This is a genomic window from Hoeflea prorocentri (assembly GCF_027944115.1).
GTDB lineage: Bacteria > Pseudomonadota > Alphaproteobacteria > Rhizobiales > Rhizobiaceae > Hoeflea_A > Hoeflea_A prorocentri.
Genome location: NZ_JAPJZI010000001.1, coordinates 4,121,783 through 4,140,343 on the forward strand (window position 1 = coordinate 4,121,783; position 18,561 = coordinate 4,140,343).

Consider the following 18,561-nt stretch of genomic DNA (forward strand, 5'->3'; position numbering starts at 1 on the left):
GCAGGTCTAGTTTGCCGAGGCCTTGCCCGTCAGGTTCTTCAGTGCGCCGGTCATCAGGCCAACGCTTGGATGATCGGCCGGCAGGCCATGCGACTCGGCCATGGCGGCAGGAGAACGGTAAACCAGAACCGAACCATCATCCGCCTCGACAACGACAACACGAAGCGGCAAATCAAGACCGACCGCCGGCATGTCCCGTATCACCGGCGTTCCGAGTTTGGGGTTGCCGAAAATCAGAACTTCGTTGGCCGGAATATCCATTCCGATGTTGCGGCCGCCGGCGGCATGGTCGATGCGCGCGAAAACAGTGGCGCCGGCCGCTTCGACAGCCTGTTGAAGCCGGTCCATCGTATCTGCAACGGAGTGGGGGCTGGGCACTTTCATAAGATCATCCGCCGCCGTCGCCGCGCCGGTTGCCGCAATTGCCATGCCCGCGGCCAAAATGCCGGATTTTAAAAGCTTGCTCATCAGTTTTTTCGCTCTTTCCATTTGTTCGTTGCCGATCCATCCGGCGCTGCCATTTCGGGGAGCGATTGTGGCGGAACTTCGTTGCGGCAGGCAATTCTTCCTGATAGGCAACCGGCATCGCGCGATATAACGAAAAGTTGAAGCGGAGGGCATCATGCACACGGGTTCATGCCTTTGCGGAAAGGTCACTTTCAAGGTTTCCGGAGACCTGCCCGCGCCGAGCGCCTGTCATTGTTCGCAATGCCGCAAACACTCCGGGCATTTCGAGGCATCGACGGATGTTCCGCGTTCGGCGGTCACCGTTCAGGGCGAAGACCACGTCACCTGGTTTCACTCCTCTGAGAAGGTGCGGCGCGGGTTTTGTTCACATTGCGGTTCGTCGCTGTTCTGGGATCCGCTTGACCGCGAAAAGCACGACTGGACGGCCATTGCCATGGGTGCCTTCGACACGCCCACGGGTACACACTTGGAACGCCATATATTTGTTGCCGACAAGGGCGACTATTACGACATCGCGGACGGCCTGCCTCAAAATGAAAAATAGGCCGGCTGGCTAATCGCCCCGCGCCTGTTCGCTGCGGAACGGGTGCGCATGATAAACGCCGAGAACCCGGACCTTGGTTGAGAAGAACTGAAGCTCCTCAAGCGCGAGCGCAACTCCTTTGTCGTCCGGATGACCCTCGATGTCGGCATAAAACTGTGTGGCCGTGAACTTGCCCTCGAGCTGATAGCTCTCCAGCTTGGTCATGTTCACGCCGTTCGTGGCAAAGCCGCCCATCGCCTTGTAAAGGGCGGCAGGCATATTGCGCACGTTGAAAACAAAGGTCGTGACGATCAGGTCATCTATGCTGCGTCTTTTTGCCCAGTCATTGTCCCGCGACAGGACTACAAAGCGGGTCACATTGGTGTCCGTGTCCTCGACATTTTCTTGCAGTGTCTCAAGGCCGTAAAGCTCCGAGGCCAGGCGCGGCGCAAGTGCCGCCATCGAGGGATCACCCAGTTCCGCAACCTGCCGCGCCGCCCCCGCCGTATCGCCGGCAACCACCGGCTGCCAACCGTTCTTGCGCACCACATTGCGACACTGACCGAGCGCGTGAATATGGCTGTGCACGGTGCGGATACCCGCAGGGTCGGCGCCGGGCAGGATCAGAAGCTGAAAATGGATCGGCATGAAATACTCGCCGACAATGTGCAGGTTCGATTCCGGCAGCATGTAGTGGATGTCGGCAACCCTGCCGGCGATCGTGTTTTCGATCGGCATCATCGCCAGGTCGGTCTGGCCGCTGGTCACGGCATTGAAAGCGTCTTCAAATGTCGGGCACGGCACCGGCTCCAGATCGGGAAACATATCCCGGCTGGCCATATCGGAATTGGCGCCGAATTCGCCCTGAAAGGCGATCTTGCTTTTGTTTTCAGCCATTTATGGAACCGTCCAGCATGCTGTGTTGCACAAACCCGGCGCGTTAGCGCGACAGAATGCGTCGTGCCCGCTCCAGATCGGCGGGAGTATCGACACCGAGGGGAACGGAGTCAACGATCGCGACATCGATCCGCATGCCGGCTTCCAGCGCGCGCAGTTGCTCGAGCTTTTCGCGCTGTTCGAGCGTCGACGGCGCAAGAGCGACAAAACGAGACAAAGCGTCGCGGCGATAGGCATAAAGGCCGATATGGTGGTAGAGTGGCCCCTCACCATGGGGTGCCGTCGCGCGGGTGAAATAGAGCGCCCTCATGCGGTCGGCAGACAGCGGTGAACCGACGACCTTGGTCACGTTCGGATCGAACTTTTCCCGCTCCTCGGTTATTTCGACGGCAAGCGTCGCGATGTCCGTGTCGGAGTTTTCGAGGGGCGCAAGCGCAGCCTGCACCACATGCGGTTCGATCGTCGGCAAATCCCCCTGGACATTGATAACAACGTCGAATTTGCCTTCCGAATCAATAATTTCGAGAGCCTCGTGTATTCGGTCCGAACCCGATGCATGGTCCGTGCGGGTCATCACCGCCTCAAATCCTGCCGCCCCGACGGCGCTCGCGACCTCGGGACTGTCCGTTGCGATGACCACCGGCCCGACCTGCGCTTCACCGGCCCGGCGGGCCACGTGAACGATCATCGGTTCGCCGGCGATGTCGGCAAGCACTTTTCCCGGTAAACGGCTCGAGCCCAACCGCGCCGGGATAAGCACCAGATTTGATTGGGACGCCATGATTGATTCCAAAAGTGAGCCCGGCAGGTCAAAGACTTATTGGACTGGTTATAAACAGTGTTGCAACGGCCAAGCAAAAGACATAGGTTCCGCGCGAAATCAAGACTGGGCCGGCTTCGGGGATGTGCCGGCAGGACAAGGAGCCCTTGAGAATGAACTCCTCCTTCTTCAACGCAGCCGCCGGCGCTTTCCTGGCGGTCGTGTTCGTTGTTTTCACCGTCTCAATCGCATCGGATTCCATCTTCCATTCCAGCGAGCCGGAAACGGAGGGTTTCGCGCTTGAGGCCAGTGAGGGCGGTCCCGCGACCGCCGCCGCGGAGGCCGATGAAGGTCTGCCGCCCATCGCACCGCTGCTTGCCAGCGCCAGCCTTGAGGGCGGCGAGCGTGCCTTCCGCAAGTGTGTGGCCTGCCACACTGTCGAAGAGGGCGGCGCCAACAAGGTCGGCCCGAACCTTTGGAATATCGTCAACAAGCCGGTCGCTTCGGTCGACAGTTTCGGTTACTCGACAGCCATGACGGATTACGCGCAGGGCGGCGAAACAAAGTGGAACTACGAAAACCTCAACGCCTTCATCGAAAATCCGCGTAAATATATGCGCGGCACCGCCATGGGTTTTGCCGGCATCAAGAAAGAGGGAGAGCGGGCTGACGTTATCGCCTATCTGCGTTCGCTGTCCAACGATCCCGCACCACTGCCGTCGGCGGATCAACCTGCAGCCGAAGAAGCTTCCGCCCCAACGGAAGAAACCACGGCTGCCGCTGCCGAGGAACCCGCTGCGGCCACGGCCGAGGATTCCAGCACCGCTGATACGGACGCAACCGCAGAGACCGACACGTCCCAGACACCCGCACAGGCGGATGACGCGGCGGCCGGTGACGACAGCGGTTCAACCGAAACGAACAGCGAATAGCTTCACGCAAATGTGTAGCTTCAAAAGCCGGGTCCGCCCGGCTTTTTTGTTGTTTGGCGCGCACGATGCCGAATCGTGCCTGTTCTTTGTCACAATTTGCCCTATGGTGAGCTTGGGCGACGCTACGATTTGCAGCCCGAGCCGGCACAGGGCTCCGCCGGATATTCAGGAGGTCGTTTTTGACGGTTTTTGCACTGTTTGAACGAAAAACACCCGCCGTGGCACTGACCGCCACATTGCTTGCAGCACTGTTTTCATCAATTCCAACCGAATCATCACATGCAGAAGACGTGACCTGGCATCACGGAAGCGCGCTGATCGGCGAACTGAAGTATCCACCCGACTTCAAGCGCTTTGACTATGTCAATCCGGACGCGCCGAAGGGCGGGCGGGTCAATGTCTCTGCCAACGGGTCTTTCGATTCGCTCAATCCGATTCTCGCCAAGGGCGAAATGGCGGAAGGTCTCGGACTGGTTTTTGAAACCCTGATGACACCCTCGCTCGATGAGATCGCATCGGATTACGGCCTGCTGGCTGAAGCGGTCAGCTATCCGGATGACTATTCATCAGCCACCTACCGGCTGCGCAGCGAGGCGCGCTGGCATGACGGAATGCCGGTGACGCCGGAGGATGTCATATGGAGTTTCGAACAGGCCGTGGAACTCGACCCCCAACGGCAGTTCTACTACCAGCATGTCACCGCCGCCGAAAAAACCGCAGACAATGAAGTCACCTTCACATTCGATGAAAAGAACAATCGTGAACTGCCGAAGATTGTCGGCCAGTTGCTGATCCTTCCCAAACACTGGTGGGAAGGAAAGGACAGCGCCGGCAAGCAGCGCTCGATCGCTGCCACAACCCTGGAGCCGCCGATGGGATCAGGACCCTACCGGATTTCGCGCGTCTCGCCCGGTTCAACCGTGATGTTCCAACGTGTCGAAGATTACTGGGGTCTGGACCTGCCGGTAAATATCGGCAGCAACAATTTCGGCGCGATCCAGTACAGCTATTTCGCCGACCGCAATGTGGAGTTTGAAGCCTTCAAGGCCGGCGAAACAGACTTCTGGGTGGAGAACGCGGCCCGGCGCTGGGCCAATGACTACACGTTCCCGGCCGTCAGAGACGGGCGCGTTGTGCGTGAAGAACTGGAAAACCCGTATCGTTCGTCAGGCGTACTGGTGGGTTTCATTCCCAATCTGCGCCGCGAGAAGTTTCAGGACCCGCTGGTGCGCAAGGCGTTGAACCACGCCTTCGACTTCGAGGAACTCAACCGCACGATCTTTTTCGATCAGTATCAGCGTATAGACAGCTTCTTTTACGGCAGTGAGCTTGCGTCAGGCGGAATGCCGGAAGGCCGGGTTCTCGAAATCCTCGAATCCGTGCGCGACAAACTGCCGGAAGAGGTGTTCACCGCTGCCTACGCCAATCCGGTCGGTGGCGACCCGCAGAAGCTGCGCAACAATCTGCGCGAGGCCGTGAAGCTGTTCCGGGAAGCCGGCTATCAGATCAAAGACGGCAAGATGGTCAATGCCGAAACGGGTGAACCATTTACCTTCGAGATTCTGCTGAACGGCCCGATCATCGAACGCGTGGCATTGCCCTATGTCGAGAATCTCAAGAGGATCGGTATTGACGCAACCGTACGCTCGGTCGATCCGGCACAATACGCCAACCGTGAGCGCAGCAGGGATTTCGACGTCATCTATTCGGGCTGGGCGCAATCGTTGTCGCCAGGCAACGAACAATTCGAATACTGGGGCTCGGAAGCGGCTGATCGTGAAGGCTCGGCCAACTATGCAGGCATTGCCGACGAAGGCATTGACGAGTTGATCAGGAAGATCGTCTTTGCCTCTGACCGGGACGAACTCATTGCCGCGACAAAGGCTCTGGACATCGCCCTGCTGGCGCATCAGTTCGTCATTCCGAGCTACACCTCACGTGTCGCGCGGGTTGCCTACTCAAGCAAGCTCAAACACCCGGACCCGCTGCCGACCTATTCCATCGGATTTCCCCCTATCTGGTGGTCCGCGGACGCAGCGAACTAGGCTATGACCGGGCATTCCAAAACAGGGCACACATTGTCTTCGAGGCGGGGTTTCCTGCTTTCGGCTGGCGCCGCGGCAGCCAGCCTTGCCGTTCCGGCGCGGCTGGCATTCGCGAGCAACCCGGCCGGCGAGGGGCTGCACGGCATTTCCGCCTTCGGCGAACTCAAATATGCGCCTGATTTCAGCCATTTCGATTATGTGAACCCACAGGCTCCGAAGGGCGGCACGTTTTCCTTCCTGCCTCCCAACTGGTACTACAATCAGAATTATCAGACGTTCAACACGCTCAACACGTTCATCCTGCGCGGCGATGCGCCGCCCCGCATGGAGCTGTGTTTCGACCGGCTCATGATTAGGGCGATCGACGAACCCGATGCCCTCTACTGTCATCTCGCCGAATGGGTGGAGAGCTCGCAAGACCGCAATATCTGGCGTTTCGGTGTCCGTCCCGAAGCGAGGTTCCATGACGGAACACCGGTGCTTGCCGAGGACGTCGCATTCAGCTTCCTGACGTTGAAAGAGGACGGCCACCCGACGATTTCCTCCACACTGAGGGACCTGACCGACGCCGTTGTGCTCGATGAGCGGACCGTTGAAATCCGTTTCTCCGGCGAACAGTCGGCCCAATCCATCCTTTCGGCCGCCAACATCCATGTGCTGTCGAGCACTTATTATGAAACGCATGACTTTACGGCAGGGTCACTCGACATACCGTTGTCATCCGGGCCGTACCGTCCCGGGCGGTTCGAGCCCGGCACGTTCATCAATCTCGACCGTGTCGACGACTACTGGGCGCGCGACCTTCCAACAGCGCGCGGCCTCGACAATTTCGACACAATCCGCATGGAGTTCTTCGCCGAACGGCAGGCCGGGTTTGAGGCTTTCAAGAAGGGCGATATTGTTTTCCGCCAGGAGTTCACCTCCAAGACCTGGGAGACGGAATACGGCTTTCCGGCGATCGTCGACGGTCGGGTCATCAAGACGACCTTTCCAAGCGAAAAACGCCCGATCATGCAGGCCTGGGCCGTCAATCAGCGGCGCGCCAAACTTGCGGACAGGCGGGTACGCGAGGCAGTCAATCTTTGCTTCGACTTTGAATGGACCAACAACAAGATCTTCTACAACGCCTATACGCGTTCACAGTCACTGTTCCAGCGGTCCGAATTTGTCGCTGACGGGTCACCCGACGAGGCGGAACGCGCGCTTCTTGATCCGATCCGCGACCAGGTGCCGGAAGAGGTTTTCGGCGACGCGGTGATGCAGCCGGTCTCGGACGGGTCCGGACGCGACAGGCAGTTGCTGCGGCGCGCCGTTCAGTTGCTTTCGGAGGCCGGCTGGTCACGCGAGGGCACTGCCCTCAAGAAAGATGGTGAGGTCCTCACCCTGGAGATCCTGATCCGCTCACCGGTGTTTGAACGGCTGCTCTCGGGTTTTGTCGAGAATCTGCGCCGCGTTGGCATTCAGGCCTCCATGCGGCTGGTCGATCCGGCTCAGTTCCAGTCGCGCCTGGACGAGTTCGACTTCGACATGGTGGGATATGCCATATCCTTCTCGGCAACACCCACGGCTGAGAGCCTGAGCACAGTGTTCGCACCGCATCTGGCCAATCGGCCCGGGTCGCAAAACCTGCCGGGTGTCAACGCACCGGTCTACGAGACATTGCTCGATTATGTCGAAGCGGCACAGAGCCGGGCGGAGCTTGTCACCGCCATGCGGGTTCTCGACCGCGTCAACAGGGCGAGGTTGGACTGGATACCCAACTGGTATTCGGCTAATCACAGAGTTGCCTATTGGGACATGTTCGGATTCGTTGAACCCAAACCCGACTTTGAATGGCCGGTGGAAAGGCTCTGGTGGCTCGATCAGGAAAAGGCGAAGAAGATTGGCAAGGCCTGAAGGCTCTGAGCACAACAAGAAAACAGGGAACAAACCCTGATGGGCGCCTATATTCTCAGGCGGCTCCTGCTCATGATCCCGACCATCATCGGCATCATGGGCATCTCTTTTCTTGTTATCCAGTTTGCGCCCGGCGGCCCGGTCGAACAGGTGATCGCCGAACTGACCGGCCAGGGCAACTCGGCCACCGAACGCATTTCCGGCGGCGGTGATTTCCAGAACCAGCCCACCGCGACCGGCGGAGAGGACTTTTCATCAAAGTATCGCGGAGCGCAGGGCCTTGACCCTGAGTTCATCGCCAAACTTGAAAAGCAGTTCGGCTTCGACAAGCCGCCGCTGGAACGGTTTGCCCAGATGATGTGGAACTTCATCCGTTTCGATTTCGGAGAAAGCTATTTCCGGGATGTCACGGTGATAGACCTGATCATCGAGAAGATGCCCGTCTCGATCTCGCTCGGCATCTGGATCCTGTTGATTTCATACATTATTTCCATACCGCTCGGAATACGCAAGGCAGTGAGCGACGGTTCGCGCTTCGACATCTGGACGTCCGGGGTCATCATCATTGCCTATGCGGTGCCGGGCTTCCTGTTCGGCATCATGCTGATCGTCGTCTTTGCAGGCGGATCGTTTTTCGACTGGTTCCCGCTACGGGGGCTGGTGTCTGAGAATTTCGCCGAGCTGAGCTGGTGGGAAAAGATCATCGACTACTTCTGGCACCTGACCCTGCCGCTGATCTCGCTGTCGCTGGCCGCATTCGCAACGACGACCCTTTTGACCAAGAATTCCTTCATCGACGAGATCCGCAAACAGTATGTCATGACGGCGCGGGCCAAGGGCCTGACCGAGCGGCAGGTGCTGTACCGCCATGTCTTCCGCAATGCCATGCTGATCATCATTGCCGGTTTTCCGGCTGCGTTCATCACGGCATTCTTTTCCGGCTCGCTGCTGATCGAGACGATTTTCTCGCTGGACGGTCTTGGACGGCTGGGTTTTGAATCGGTCGTCAAGCGCGACTATCCGGTTGTCTTCGGCACATTGTTCATCTTTTCGCTGATGGGTCTCGTCGTCGGTCTGATTTCCGATCTCATCTATACCTGGGTCGATCCACGCATCGATTTCGAGCGGCGGGACGTCTAGGATGGACCAGGCGGTCAAACCCTCTGACGTAACCAGCGGCCCGCCCACCGGGTTCTTTTCGCCGACCGCGAAACGGCGCTGGCGCAACTTCAAGGCCAACAGGCGCGGTTACTGGTCCTTCTGGATATTCCTGATCATTTTCGGGCTCAGCCTTTGTGCCGAGCTCATCGCCAACGACAAGCCGATCCTTGCCTCCTACAACGGCGAACTGCTGGTTCCGGTCGTGGTTGACTATCCGGAGGAGAAATTCGGCGGGTTCCTTGCCCGCACCGATTACCGGGATCCGTTCATCCGCGACGAGATCGAGGCCAATGGCTGGATGTTGTGGCCGCCGATCCGTTATTCCTACCGCACAGCCAATTCCTATATTCCGAGCTCGGCACCGACGGCGCCCTTCTGGACCATGAGCAAGGAAGAACGCTGTTCGGCCTATCCGCTCGGCACCGAGGATCCCGACTGCATCACCGGTAATATGAACTGGCTCGGTACGGACGATCAGGCGCGCGACGTGATGGCGCGCATGATCTACGGCTTTCGCATTTCCGTTCTGTTCGGGCTGGTGCTGACGGCGCTTTCCGCCATTGTCGGCGTGTCGATGGGAGCCGTACAGGGCTATTTCGGCGGTTGGACCGATCTCCTGCTGCAGCGGTTTATCGAGATCTGGTCGTCAATGCCGGTGCTTTACATCCTGCTTATCATCGCCGCGATCCTGCCGCCCGGCTTCTGGATACTGCTCGCAATCATGCTGCTCTTTTCATGGGTCGCTTTTGTCGGGGTCGTGCGCGCCGAGTTCCTGCGGGCGCGCAATTTCGAATATGTCAACGCGGCGCGGGCGCTGGGCGTCGGTAACACCACGATCATTTTCCGCCATCTGCTGCCCAATGCGATGGTCGCCACGCTGACATTTCTTCCGTTCATCCTGTCCGGCTCGATCACGACGCTGACATCGCTCGACTTCCTCGGCTTCGGGCTACCGCCGGGTTCGCCTTCTCTGGGTGAACTTATTGCCCAGGGCAAACGGAATCTGCAGGCGCCCTGGCTGGGCCTGACGGCCTTTTTCTCCATTTCGATCATGCTGTCGCTGCTGATTTTCATCGGTGAAGCAACGCGCGACGCCTTCGACCCAAGAAAGACATTCGAATGAGCGAGCCGCTGGTTTCCATACGCGACCTCTCGGTCGTCTTCCGCCAGGGCCGTGAAGAGACGCTGGCCGTCGATCGCGTGTCGCTCGATATCAACCGCGGCGAGACGGTGGCGCTTGTCGGTGAATCAGGTTCGGGCAAATCGGTCACGGCGCTCTCGGTTCTGAAGCTCCTGCCCTACCCGGCGGCAAGTCATCCCTCGGGTTCCATAGTCTTCAAGGGGGCGGACCTGCTGGATGCCGACGAGGCGGACCTGCGGGAGGTGCGCGGCAACGACGTGACGATGATCTTCCAGGAGCCGATGACCTCGCTCAATCCGCTGCATACGGTCGAGCGACAGATCGGGGAGATCCTCGACCTGCACCAGGGGCTGTTCGACGATGCAGCGCGCAAGAAGACACTGGAGCTTCTGAACCAGGTCGGGATTCGTGAGGCCGAGAAGCGGCTTTCATCCTATCCGCATGAGCTGTCGGGCGGCCAGCGTCAGCGGGTCATGATCGCCATGGCGCTTGCCAACCGGCCCGAACTGCTGATTGCCGATGAGCCGACGACAGCGCTCGATGTGACCGTTCAGGCGCAAATCCTCGAATTGCTTGGCGAGCTCAAGCGCAAACACCGCATGTCGATGCTGTTCATTACCCATGATCTCGGCGTGGTGCGCAAGATCGCCGACCGGGTCTGCGTCATGACACAGGGCAGGATCGTCGAGGCTGGCCCCACGGAAGAGATATTCGAGAACCCGCAGCACGATTATACCAAACACCTGCTGGCCGCCGAGCCAAGCGGCAACCCGCCGAAATCCGACGACAGCGCGCCAATTGTCATGGAAGGCAAGCAGGTGAAGGTGTGGTTTCCGATCAAGAAGGGATTCCTGCGCCGCACGGCAGATTATGTGAAGGCCGTGGACGGCATCGATCTGACGCTGCGCGAGGGCCAGACGCTCGGCATTGTGGGCGAATCCGGTTCCGGAAAGACGACACTCGGCCTGGCGCTGACGCGGCTGATCTCGTCCCAAGGCAAGATTGCTTTCGTCGGCAAGAACATCGAGGACTACTCGTTCTCGGCGATGAAGCCGCTGCGCAACCAGATACAGGTGGTGTTCCAGGACCCGTTCGGATCTCTGTCGCCGCGCATGTCGATTGCCGAAATCGTCTCGGAGGGCCTGAGCATCCATGAACCGGGGCTCAGTCGCAGCGAACGGGACACAAAGGTCGCAAAAGCGCTGGAGGAAGTCGGACTCGATCCGTCGACGCGATGGCGATATCCGCACGAGTTTTCAGGCGGTCAGCGTCAGCGCATCGCCATAGCCAGGGCCATGGTGCTCAACCCGCGTTTTGTCATGCTGGACGAGCCGACCTCGGCGCTCGACATGAGCGTTCAGGCCCAGGTGGTCGATCTCCTGCGCAAGCTGCAGCGCGATCACAACCTTGCCTATCTGTTCATCAGTCACGATCTGAAGGTGGTGCGCGCGCTAGCCAATGACGTGATCGTCATGCGGTTCGGCAAGGTGGTTGAACAGGGACCCGCCGAGCAGATTTTCGATGCGCCGCAAACCGATTACACCAAGGCCCTGATGGCCGCCGCCTTCGATCTGGTCGCAACATCCGGCGACGTGGTTGGCGACTAAGGTCAACGCTATCCGGCAATGAAATATGTGTTGGCAGCGCTCGGGGCTGACGGGATTGGCCCCCATGCGCCCGCACGCACGCGATAAAACTACGGCATTGCGATTATAGACGGCATCGGAAGCTTTAACCGGTCAGGCATTTGAAATCTGACCACCCGCGACCCACATGGCTGTCTGGGGCGGATTTGTTGTAGACATCGGTTCCGTAGCGGATGCATGGCGGTTGGCGTTCCGGACGCCAAAGCCCGATATGATAGGCTTTTTAAATGACGAACCAACCTTCCCGCAGACTTGCCGCCATCATGGCTGCCGATATTGTCGGTTATTCCAAGATGATGGCGGAGGATGAGGACCGGACGCTGGCCAAGCTCAGATCGTTCAGGACCGATCTCCTGGAACGGGCGGTTTCAGACAATGCCGGTACGATCATCAAGAATATGGGTGACGGATGGCTTACGGAATTCAACTCCATCGTGGGCGCAGTTAATTGCGCTACCGAAATTCAGAAACGCCTGAGCGAAGCGGACGACCTTGAAATACGGATCGGCATCCATGTCGGCGATATCATTCACGAGGACGACGATATCTTCGGCGACGGCGTGAACATTGCTTCGCGCCTGCAGCAACTGGCGGCACCCGGCGCCGTTCTGGTGTCCGGCGACGTCCACAAGATGATTGACCGCAAGACGGAGACCGAGTTTGAAGATCTCGGTGTCCAGAAACTGAAAAACATAACGGTCGAAACGGCTGTATATGGCTGGGCGCCATCCGTGACGACGGACAAGCCTCTTTTGACATCGGAGCCAGTCGCCAAGCTCTCGCAGGGACTTCCGACAGTCTTTGTCGAGGAGTTGCGCGCATCCGGCAATCGCGAGGACGCATCCGACCTTGCCGAGGAAATCCGCTACGAACTCTTACTGCTTTTGTCCAAGCGCACCGGAATCAAGGTCGTCTCGGAAAGGGGCGAGCAAAATCCGCCGAAATACGTCCTCGGCGGGCGATGCCGCGTATCCGGGGAACGGTCGCGTGTCGACATGACGCTTGAGACCGGAGGCGGAGAAACAATCTGGACGGAGCGGTTCGAAAGCGACGCCGAGACTCAGGACGAATTCGCCGAAACCGTCGCACAGCATGTGTCCGTTGCATTCCGTGCCCACACAACAACGCTGGACGGCGCCGATATCGCGATGCGGCCGGACGCTGAACTGTCGACTGAGGAACTGCTTTCCAAGGCCGCCTTCCACAATCTGCGCTGGACACGTGAGGGCATTGAAATCGGGCAGGCATCCCTGGAGGCGGCAATCGCCAAATCGCCGGACAACGCCACCGCCCATTCCATGCTGGCAATATCGCATGCGAGCCCGCTGTTTATCGGTCACGGGCGGATCGTCGATATCGATCGCGACCGGGCACTCGAGCTGGCAGACAGGGGCGTCAGCCTGTCACGAAATTCCGATGTCGTTTTCTTCTGCCGCGCAAGCTGCCGTTTGTGGTTCAAAAAAGACTATCAGGGCGCCTTGTCCGATATTGACCGCGCCCTCAAAGTCAATCCGGGTTTTCAAGAGGCGCTGGTCGTTCGCGGACTGGTCGAAACGTTTTCCGGAGAGCCGGAGAAAGGCATCGCCCGGCTGATCGACAGTCTGGACATGTTGTCGCGGGGCACGCTCAATCCGGTCATACTCTTTGCCATCACCATAGGACAGATTCTGGCCGGAAACGACGATGCCGCCCTGACCTACGGGCGCGAGGCCTATGACAGCGCGCCATCGATCCCAAATTGCGGCGTCGCCTATGCTGTGGCCGCCGCCGGCAATCCGGAGTTGACCGGTACAGATGAGTTTGCTGCGATGATTGATCGCCTTGGCCTCGATCTTTCCATCGTCCACAATTATCCGCTCAAAAACCAGGCGGATATCGACCTTCTGACCGACCGGCTGAGAACCGCAGGCGTTCCGGGGTGATCCCCCGGCGGGACAGGCACGCCGCAGCGCCGGTCAAAAATCATTGACAGCCAGGGCAATTGCAACTCTAGATTCCCCCTATTGCAACATTCTCGCGGGTGAGTGCCCTGACGCTGTCGATCAGACGTTACGCCAAAACAGTCTTGTCCATCATCCTGCTCAGTCTTGTGGCTACGGGGCCAGGATCGGGATTTGACGACGAGGGAGACGGCGAAGCGAGGGGCAATGCAATGGCATCGGCCCCACAATGGTCTACGGTCCAGCCGACCATCGAAAAGCGCTGTATCGTGTGTCACGGGTGTTACGATGCGCCGTGCCAGCTCAAACTCTCGTCACCCGACGGCTTATTGCGAGGCGGCAGCAAGGATCGGGTCTACGATTCCTCGCGCCTGAAGGATGCGCCCCTTTCGCGCCTCGGCATTGACGCCCGGACCGTGGAGGAATGGCGCAAACTCGGGTTCTTTTCCGTAACCCAGGACGCCGGAACACCGGCGCACTCATCGACGCTGATGCGGCTGCTCGAACTGGCGCACACCAATCCGTTGCCTCAAAACGCCCCTTTGCCGGACGATATCGGCCTGGACGTTCATCGCAAGCTGTCCTGCCCTGCACCCGATGAAATCGACGCATATGTTGCAGACCATCCCCATGGCGGCATGCCCTATGGGACGGCGGCCCTTTCCGACGAGGAATTTCATCTTCTGTCCAGTTGGGCGCGAGCCGGGGCTCCGCTGTCCGGGCACGTGGATCCAATTCCGCCCGAGATAACGGCGAACACAGACGCCATCGAGACATTTCTGAACGGCCCGGATTTACGCGACAGGCTTGTTGCCCGCTATCTCTACGAGCATCTGTTTCTTGCCCATTTGCATATCGAAGGCGACAGCCCGCACCGCTTCTTCCGTCTGGTGCGCTCAAAGAGCCCGCCGGGCACGCCGGTCAACGAGATCGCAACGAGACGGCCGTTCGACGATCCTGGAAGTGCACCGTTCTACTATCGCGTCACCCCGGTCGACGGGACTATTTTGCACAAGGAACATATGGTCTATGAAATCGGCCCGGAACGGCTGGACCGCTACAGGGCCCTGTTCTTCAGCGATGAATGGCCACTGGATACACTGCCGGACTATTCGGCTGCTGCCGGCGGCAATCCGTTCACGACCTTTGCGGCAATCCCGGCGCGCAGCCGCTACACGTTCCTGCTCGACGATGCGCTTTACTTCGTGCGCAGTTTCATCCGCGGCCCGGTCTGTTACGGTCAGGTTGCGGTCGATGTCATCGAGGACCGGTTCTGGGTGTCCTTCCTCGAGCCTGAGGCCGACATTTCTGTCACCGATCCGACATATCTTTCCGCTGCCGCACCGCTTCTGGAACTTCCCGTGGCGTCCGAGGGAGGAAATCTGAGAGCGCGGGCCTCAAGCTTTCTTTCGGAGGGCGCCATCAAGTATCAGCGGTTTCGCGACCAGCGCTACCAGGCCAAGTGGTCCAGCGACGGCGGTCCATCCTACGATGACGTGTGGGATGGCGACGGTTCCAACCCCGATGCAGCCTTGACCGTTTTCAGGAATTTCGACAATGCATCCGTCATCACGGGCTTCGCCGGGGATGTGCCGGAAACGGCCTGGGTTATCGATTTTCCGCTGTTTGAGCGCATCTATTATGATCTTGTGGCGGGTTTCGATGTCTACGGCAATGTCGAACATCAACTGACGACAAGGCTCTATATGGACAGTCTGCGGCGTGAGGGCGAAACGATTTTCCTGTCTTTCCTGCCAGCGGATATGCGCCGCCAGTTGCACAAGCAGTGGTATCGCGGCCCGCTTGCGCGCATCGTCGACTGGCTGAAGGAACAGCCGGTCGACAACAGAGCCGCGACCGGCATCACCTACCGCACCGACAGTCCCAAATCCGAATTCCTGCTGACTTTGCTTGAGCGCGGCGGCGGGCTTTGGCCTGTCAGCGATCCAATCAACCGGTGCGATCGGGCCCGGTGTAGTGATCAAGGTTCATCCGCCGCACAACTGGAGGCCATTGCAAGCCGCAACGGCGCGTGGGTGAAGTTCCTTCCCGACATCGCCATCCTCGCCGTGGAAGGAGACACAGGGCCGCCGGAACTCTTCACCCTCGCCCACGACAAGGCGCACAGCAATGTGGCGTTCCTGTTTCGGGAAGAAAACCGGCGCGAGCCAGAAGAAGACAGACTGACCATCGTACCGGGTCAGTTTGCCAGCTATCCGAACCTCTTCTTCCGGGTTTCAAGGCAATCCCTGTCGGACTTCGTGAATGAACTCACCTCGGTTCGCAGCCAGGAGGATTTCATGTCGGTCGTCGCCAGCTATGGCGTAAGGCGCAGCAGCGAGTTGTTCTGGCAGACTTATGATGCGGTGCAGGCGTCAAACGACACGCAGGACCCGCTGCAATCGGGGCTGCTCGATCTCAACCGCTATCAAGATCCGAAATCCGATGACACTCCTCAGTGAGTCTTGCCGTCAGGGCCGACGCACGCCGGTCGGCAACCCATAGAGCGGCCTGATCCGCTCGATGGCATCGCTCAAGGGCTCACGCACGACCTGCATTGCATGACCGCTGGCGTGCAGGACGTCATTTGAGGACTCGACGATGGCCACATGCCCCTTCCAGAAGACGAGATCGCCCCGGAGCAAATCCGAATAGTCATCCTTGCAGGCCACCGGCTGACCAATTGACCGCTCCTGCATGTCCGTGTCCCGCAGCACGTCGCGTCCACAGGCAGCCATGGAAAGCTGCACAAGGCCCGAGCAGTCGATACCAAAACCCGACCGGCCGCCCCAGAGGTAAGGGGTTTGCACAAACTGTCCGGCCACGTCGACATAATCCGAAACATGGTGCGCCAACAGCTCAACGTGCCGCGCGACCACCGCGCCTCCTCCGGCAAGATCAAGATAGCGGGCGCCGCGCGTCGTCGTTTCGCCGGTCAGGGCAAGGCGGCTGCCCATCGAACAGGCATTGACAACGGGACTGCGCAGATCCGCTTCGCTGTAGACAAAGGTTCGCGGCACACTGACCCTGTGCGTTGCCTCAAGCCCGATCTTTGCGATGCCGTCTGCCCTGACATAACCCACATAGCCGTCTTCTTTGAGCTGGACCCAGCACCAGCCATTCCGCTCCTCGAAGAGGTCGAGGTCCTCGCCCAAAAGTGCCTGCGTGCCGATGCCGCTTGCATCATCCGGCTCCAGCTTCAGGTCGAGGACAGGCGTGGTCACCCAATGCCTTTTGCCGGCCACATACCGGTCGGCTAAGAGCGTGTCCTTCAGCCGGATATCTGCAAGGTCCGGACGGAACAGGTTGAGCCTCGGATCCAGGTCGCTCACAGCGGCAGCTCCCTGCCCCGATCAATGATGATGTCTCCAAGGCGCTCAAGATAAAGAGCACCATCGACAGTCCGCTGGATGACGACATTGCGGCGGTCGCGTTCGTCACGGGTGCGGCGCACAAGGCCCATGGCGCCCATGGAATCGAGTGCTCTGGTTATAACGGGCTTGGTCACTCCGAGGGTGGACGCCAGGCCGCGCACCGTATGGGGCGGCGGCACCAGATAAATATGCAACAGAATGCAGGTCTGCCTCAAAGTCAGATCAGGCGCATCGGATTGAACGAGCTTGAGTGTGGCGCTGTGCCAAAGATGGAGGGCCTGGGAAGGGCTTAGTGCAACGCTCATGGCTGCCTTCCAATGCAAGCGGAACAATAATTGTTTCGCTACCGTACCATTCTGTCACCAGCGCGTCAAAATCAGCCCTGCACATCTCATGCGGGAAAGCGGCGGCTCAGCATTTCGTAAAGCGCACGAATGGCCTGTGCCTCGCCGCCGACCGGCGCATGCGGCTTCTCCTTGGGGTTCCAGGCGTATATATCGAAATGCGCCCACTCCTTTGCCTTTTCGACGAACCGCCTGAGGAAGAGAGCGGCAATGACCGAGCCGGCCATGCCGCCGGCCGGTGCATTGTTGAGATCGGCAACGGACGATGACAGATTGCGGTCATAGGGGTCGAAAAGCGGCATGCGCCAAACGGGATCATGCACATTTTCCGCCGCATCAAGCAGTGCGCTGGCAAAGGAATCACTGGTGCAGTAAAAGGGCGGCAAGTCCGGTCCAAGCGCGACCCGGGCCGCACCGGTCAGCGTTGCCATGTCGATCATGAGTTCGGGTTCTTCTTCATCAGCAAGCGCCATGGCATCGGCCAGGACCAGCCGCCCTTCGGCATCGGTGTTGCCGATCTCCACCGTAAGCCCCTTTCTGCTGGTCAGGATGTCACTCGGCCTGAACGCGTTGCCCGATATGGCGTTTTCCACTGCGGGAATGAGAACCCTCAACCGCACGGGCAACCGGGCATCCATGATCATGGATGCCAGCCCCATGACATGCGCCGCGCCGCCCATATCTTTCTTCATCAAAAGCATTCCAGCTGCCGGCTTGATGTCGAGGCCACCGGTGTCGAAGCAGACGCCCTTGCCAACCAGCGTGACCTTTGGCGCATCGTCCCTACCCCACTGAAGGTCCAGAAGCCGGGGCGGTGCAACGCTTGCACGCCCCACCGTGTGGATCATGGGAAAATTCTTTGCCAGCAACTCGTCACCGATCGTGGCTTCAACGCTCGCCCCGTAGGTCTTCGCCAATGCACGCAGGCCGGCTTCCAGTTCGACCGGCCCCATATCGTTGACCGGTGTGTTGACGAGATCACGCGTCAGATAGCAGGCTGCCGCAATGCGCTCGACCTGGCTGCGATCCGCGCTTGTCGGACACACGAGCCGTGGCGCATGTCTGTCTGCCTTCCTGTATCTGTCGAAGCGGTAATGTCCAAGGGCAAAGCCGAGAGCAAGCGTTCCGTCATCCCCGGCATCTGTCGCCAGGTGCCAGTTCCCCTCCGGCAGTTTTCTGGCGAGGTGAGCAGTAATAAAGGGGGTGCCAGGCTTATCATCGCCGGTCCCCAAAATCGCTCCGGCAAGGGCGCCTTTGTTATCCGGCAAAAGCATCACTTCACCGGCGGAACCCCGGAAACCGGTTTCGCCGATCCACCTGCGAACGTCTGCATCGAGCCTTGCATCGTCAATCCCGCCCTTGCCAACAAGATAAACCGGCAGGGAAGCCACGCCATCCTCGGAAAAACACTCAACTGTCATCGGTACCTCGGCT

General features: G+C 59.3%; 15 protein-coding genes. 9 read left to right on the top strand and 6 right to left on the bottom strand.

Annotated features, from left to right (window positions below):
• Positions 1-6: 6 nt before the first annotated feature.
• Positions 7-468 carry a DUF302 domain-containing protein gene (locus tag OQ273_RS19400; RefSeq protein WP_267992537.1) on the bottom strand — a complete coding sequence of 154 codons (462 nt, stop codon included), beginning with the start codon at positions 466-468 and terminating at the stop codon, positions 7-9.
• Positions 469-622: 154 nt separating this feature from the next.
• On the opposite strand from OQ273_RS19400, the gene OQ273_RS19405 reads away from it, so the two are divergent.
• Positions 623-1,012, top strand: a complete 390-nt coding sequence (locus tag OQ273_RS19405; protein ID WP_267992539.1) for a GFA family protein — start codon at positions 623-625, stop codon at positions 1,010-1,012.
• Positions 1,013-1,021: 9 nt separating this feature from the next.
• On the opposite strand, the gene OQ273_RS19410 is transcribed toward OQ273_RS19405, so the two are convergent.
• On the bottom strand, positions 1,022-1,888 hold the full coding sequence (locus tag OQ273_RS19410; protein WP_267992541.1) for a prephenate dehydratase: 867 nt from the start codon (positions 1,886-1,888) through the stop codon (positions 1,022-1,024).
• Positions 1,889-1,931: 43 nt separating this feature from the next.
• Positions 1,932-2,669 carry a 3-deoxy-manno-octulosonate cytidylyltransferase gene (locus OQ273_RS19415; protein ID WP_267992543.1) on the bottom strand — a complete coding sequence of 246 codons (738 nt, stop codon included), beginning with the start codon at positions 2,667-2,669 and terminating at the stop codon, positions 1,932-1,934.
• A gap of 152 nt (positions 2,670-2,821) precedes the next feature.
• Here OQ273_RS19415 and OQ273_RS19420 point away from each other — a divergent pair, with 152 nt between their 5' ends.
• The 8 genes from OQ273_RS19420 to OQ273_RS19455 all read left to right on the top strand — a co-directional run bounded on the left by OQ273_RS19420 (position 2,822) and on the right by OQ273_RS19455 (position 15,871).
• The gene (locus OQ273_RS19420; RefSeq protein ID WP_267992545.1) at positions 2,822-3,580 is read left to right on the top strand and encodes a c-type cytochrome; all 759 of its coding nucleotides are present in this window, start codon (positions 2,822-2,824) and stop codon (positions 3,578-3,580) included.
• Positions 3,581-3,759: 179 nt separating this feature from the next.
• Positions 3,760-5,625 carry an extracellular solute-binding protein gene (locus tag OQ273_RS19425; protein ID WP_425493394.1) on the top strand — a complete coding sequence of 622 codons (1,866 nt, stop codon included), beginning with the start codon at positions 3,760-3,762 and terminating at the stop codon, positions 5,623-5,625.
• A gap of 33 nt (positions 5,626-5,658) precedes the next feature.
• Positions 5,659-7,521, top strand: coding sequence for an extracellular solute-binding protein (locus tag OQ273_RS19430; RefSeq protein ID WP_333781699.1), 1,863 nt, complete (start codon positions 5,659-5,661; stop codon positions 7,519-7,521).
• 39 nt (positions 7,522-7,560) lie between these two features.
• Positions 7,561-8,661, top strand: coding sequence for a microcin C ABC transporter permease YejB (locus OQ273_RS19435; protein ID WP_267992547.1), 1,101 nt, complete (start codon positions 7,561-7,563; stop codon positions 8,659-8,661).
• Between the two features lies 1 nt (position 8,662).
• Positions 8,663-9,805: an ABC transporter permease gene (locus OQ273_RS19440; protein ID WP_267992548.1), complete on the top strand. Its 1,143-nt coding sequence runs from the start codon at positions 8,663-8,665 to the stop codon at positions 9,803-9,805.
• Complete coding sequence (locus tag OQ273_RS19445) at positions 9,802-11,430, top strand: ABC transporter ATP-binding protein (RefSeq protein WP_267992549.1); 1,629 nt, start codon at positions 9,802-9,804, stop codon at positions 11,428-11,430. The genes OQ273_RS19440 and OQ273_RS19445 overlap by 4 nt, the downstream gene beginning before the upstream one ends.
• A 266-nt stretch (positions 11,431-11,696) precedes the next feature.
• On the top strand, positions 11,697-13,391 hold the full coding sequence (locus tag OQ273_RS19450) for an adenylate/guanylate cyclase domain-containing protein (RefSeq protein WP_267992551.1): 1,695 nt from the start codon (positions 11,697-11,699) through the stop codon (positions 13,389-13,391).
• A 98-nt stretch (positions 13,392-13,489) separates the two neighbouring features.
• Entirely contained in the window at positions 13,490-15,871 is a 2,382-nt protein-coding gene (locus tag OQ273_RS19455; RefSeq protein WP_267992553.1) for a fatty acid cis/trans isomerase, read from the top strand.
• 9 nt (positions 15,872-15,880) lie between these two features.
• On the opposite strand, the gene OQ273_RS19460 is transcribed toward OQ273_RS19455, so the two are convergent.
• The 3 genes from OQ273_RS19460 to OQ273_RS19470 form a co-directional block, all read right to left on the bottom strand.
• On the bottom strand, positions 15,881-16,741 hold the full coding sequence (locus OQ273_RS19460; protein WP_267992555.1) for a C40 family peptidase: 861 nt from the start codon (positions 16,739-16,741) through the stop codon (positions 15,881-15,883).
• Positions 16,738-17,088: a MarR family transcriptional regulator gene (locus tag OQ273_RS19465; protein ID WP_267992557.1), complete on the bottom strand. Its 351-nt coding sequence runs from the start codon at positions 17,086-17,088 to the stop codon at positions 16,738-16,740. The genes OQ273_RS19460 and OQ273_RS19465 overlap by 4 nt, the downstream gene beginning before the upstream one ends.
• A gap of 86 nt (positions 17,089-17,174) precedes the next feature.
• A complete protein-coding gene (locus OQ273_RS19470) occupies positions 17,175-18,548 on the bottom strand; it encodes a leucyl aminopeptidase family protein (RefSeq protein ID WP_267992559.1) in 1,374 nt (457 codons plus the stop codon).
• Positions 18,549-18,561 lie beyond the last annotated feature (13 nt).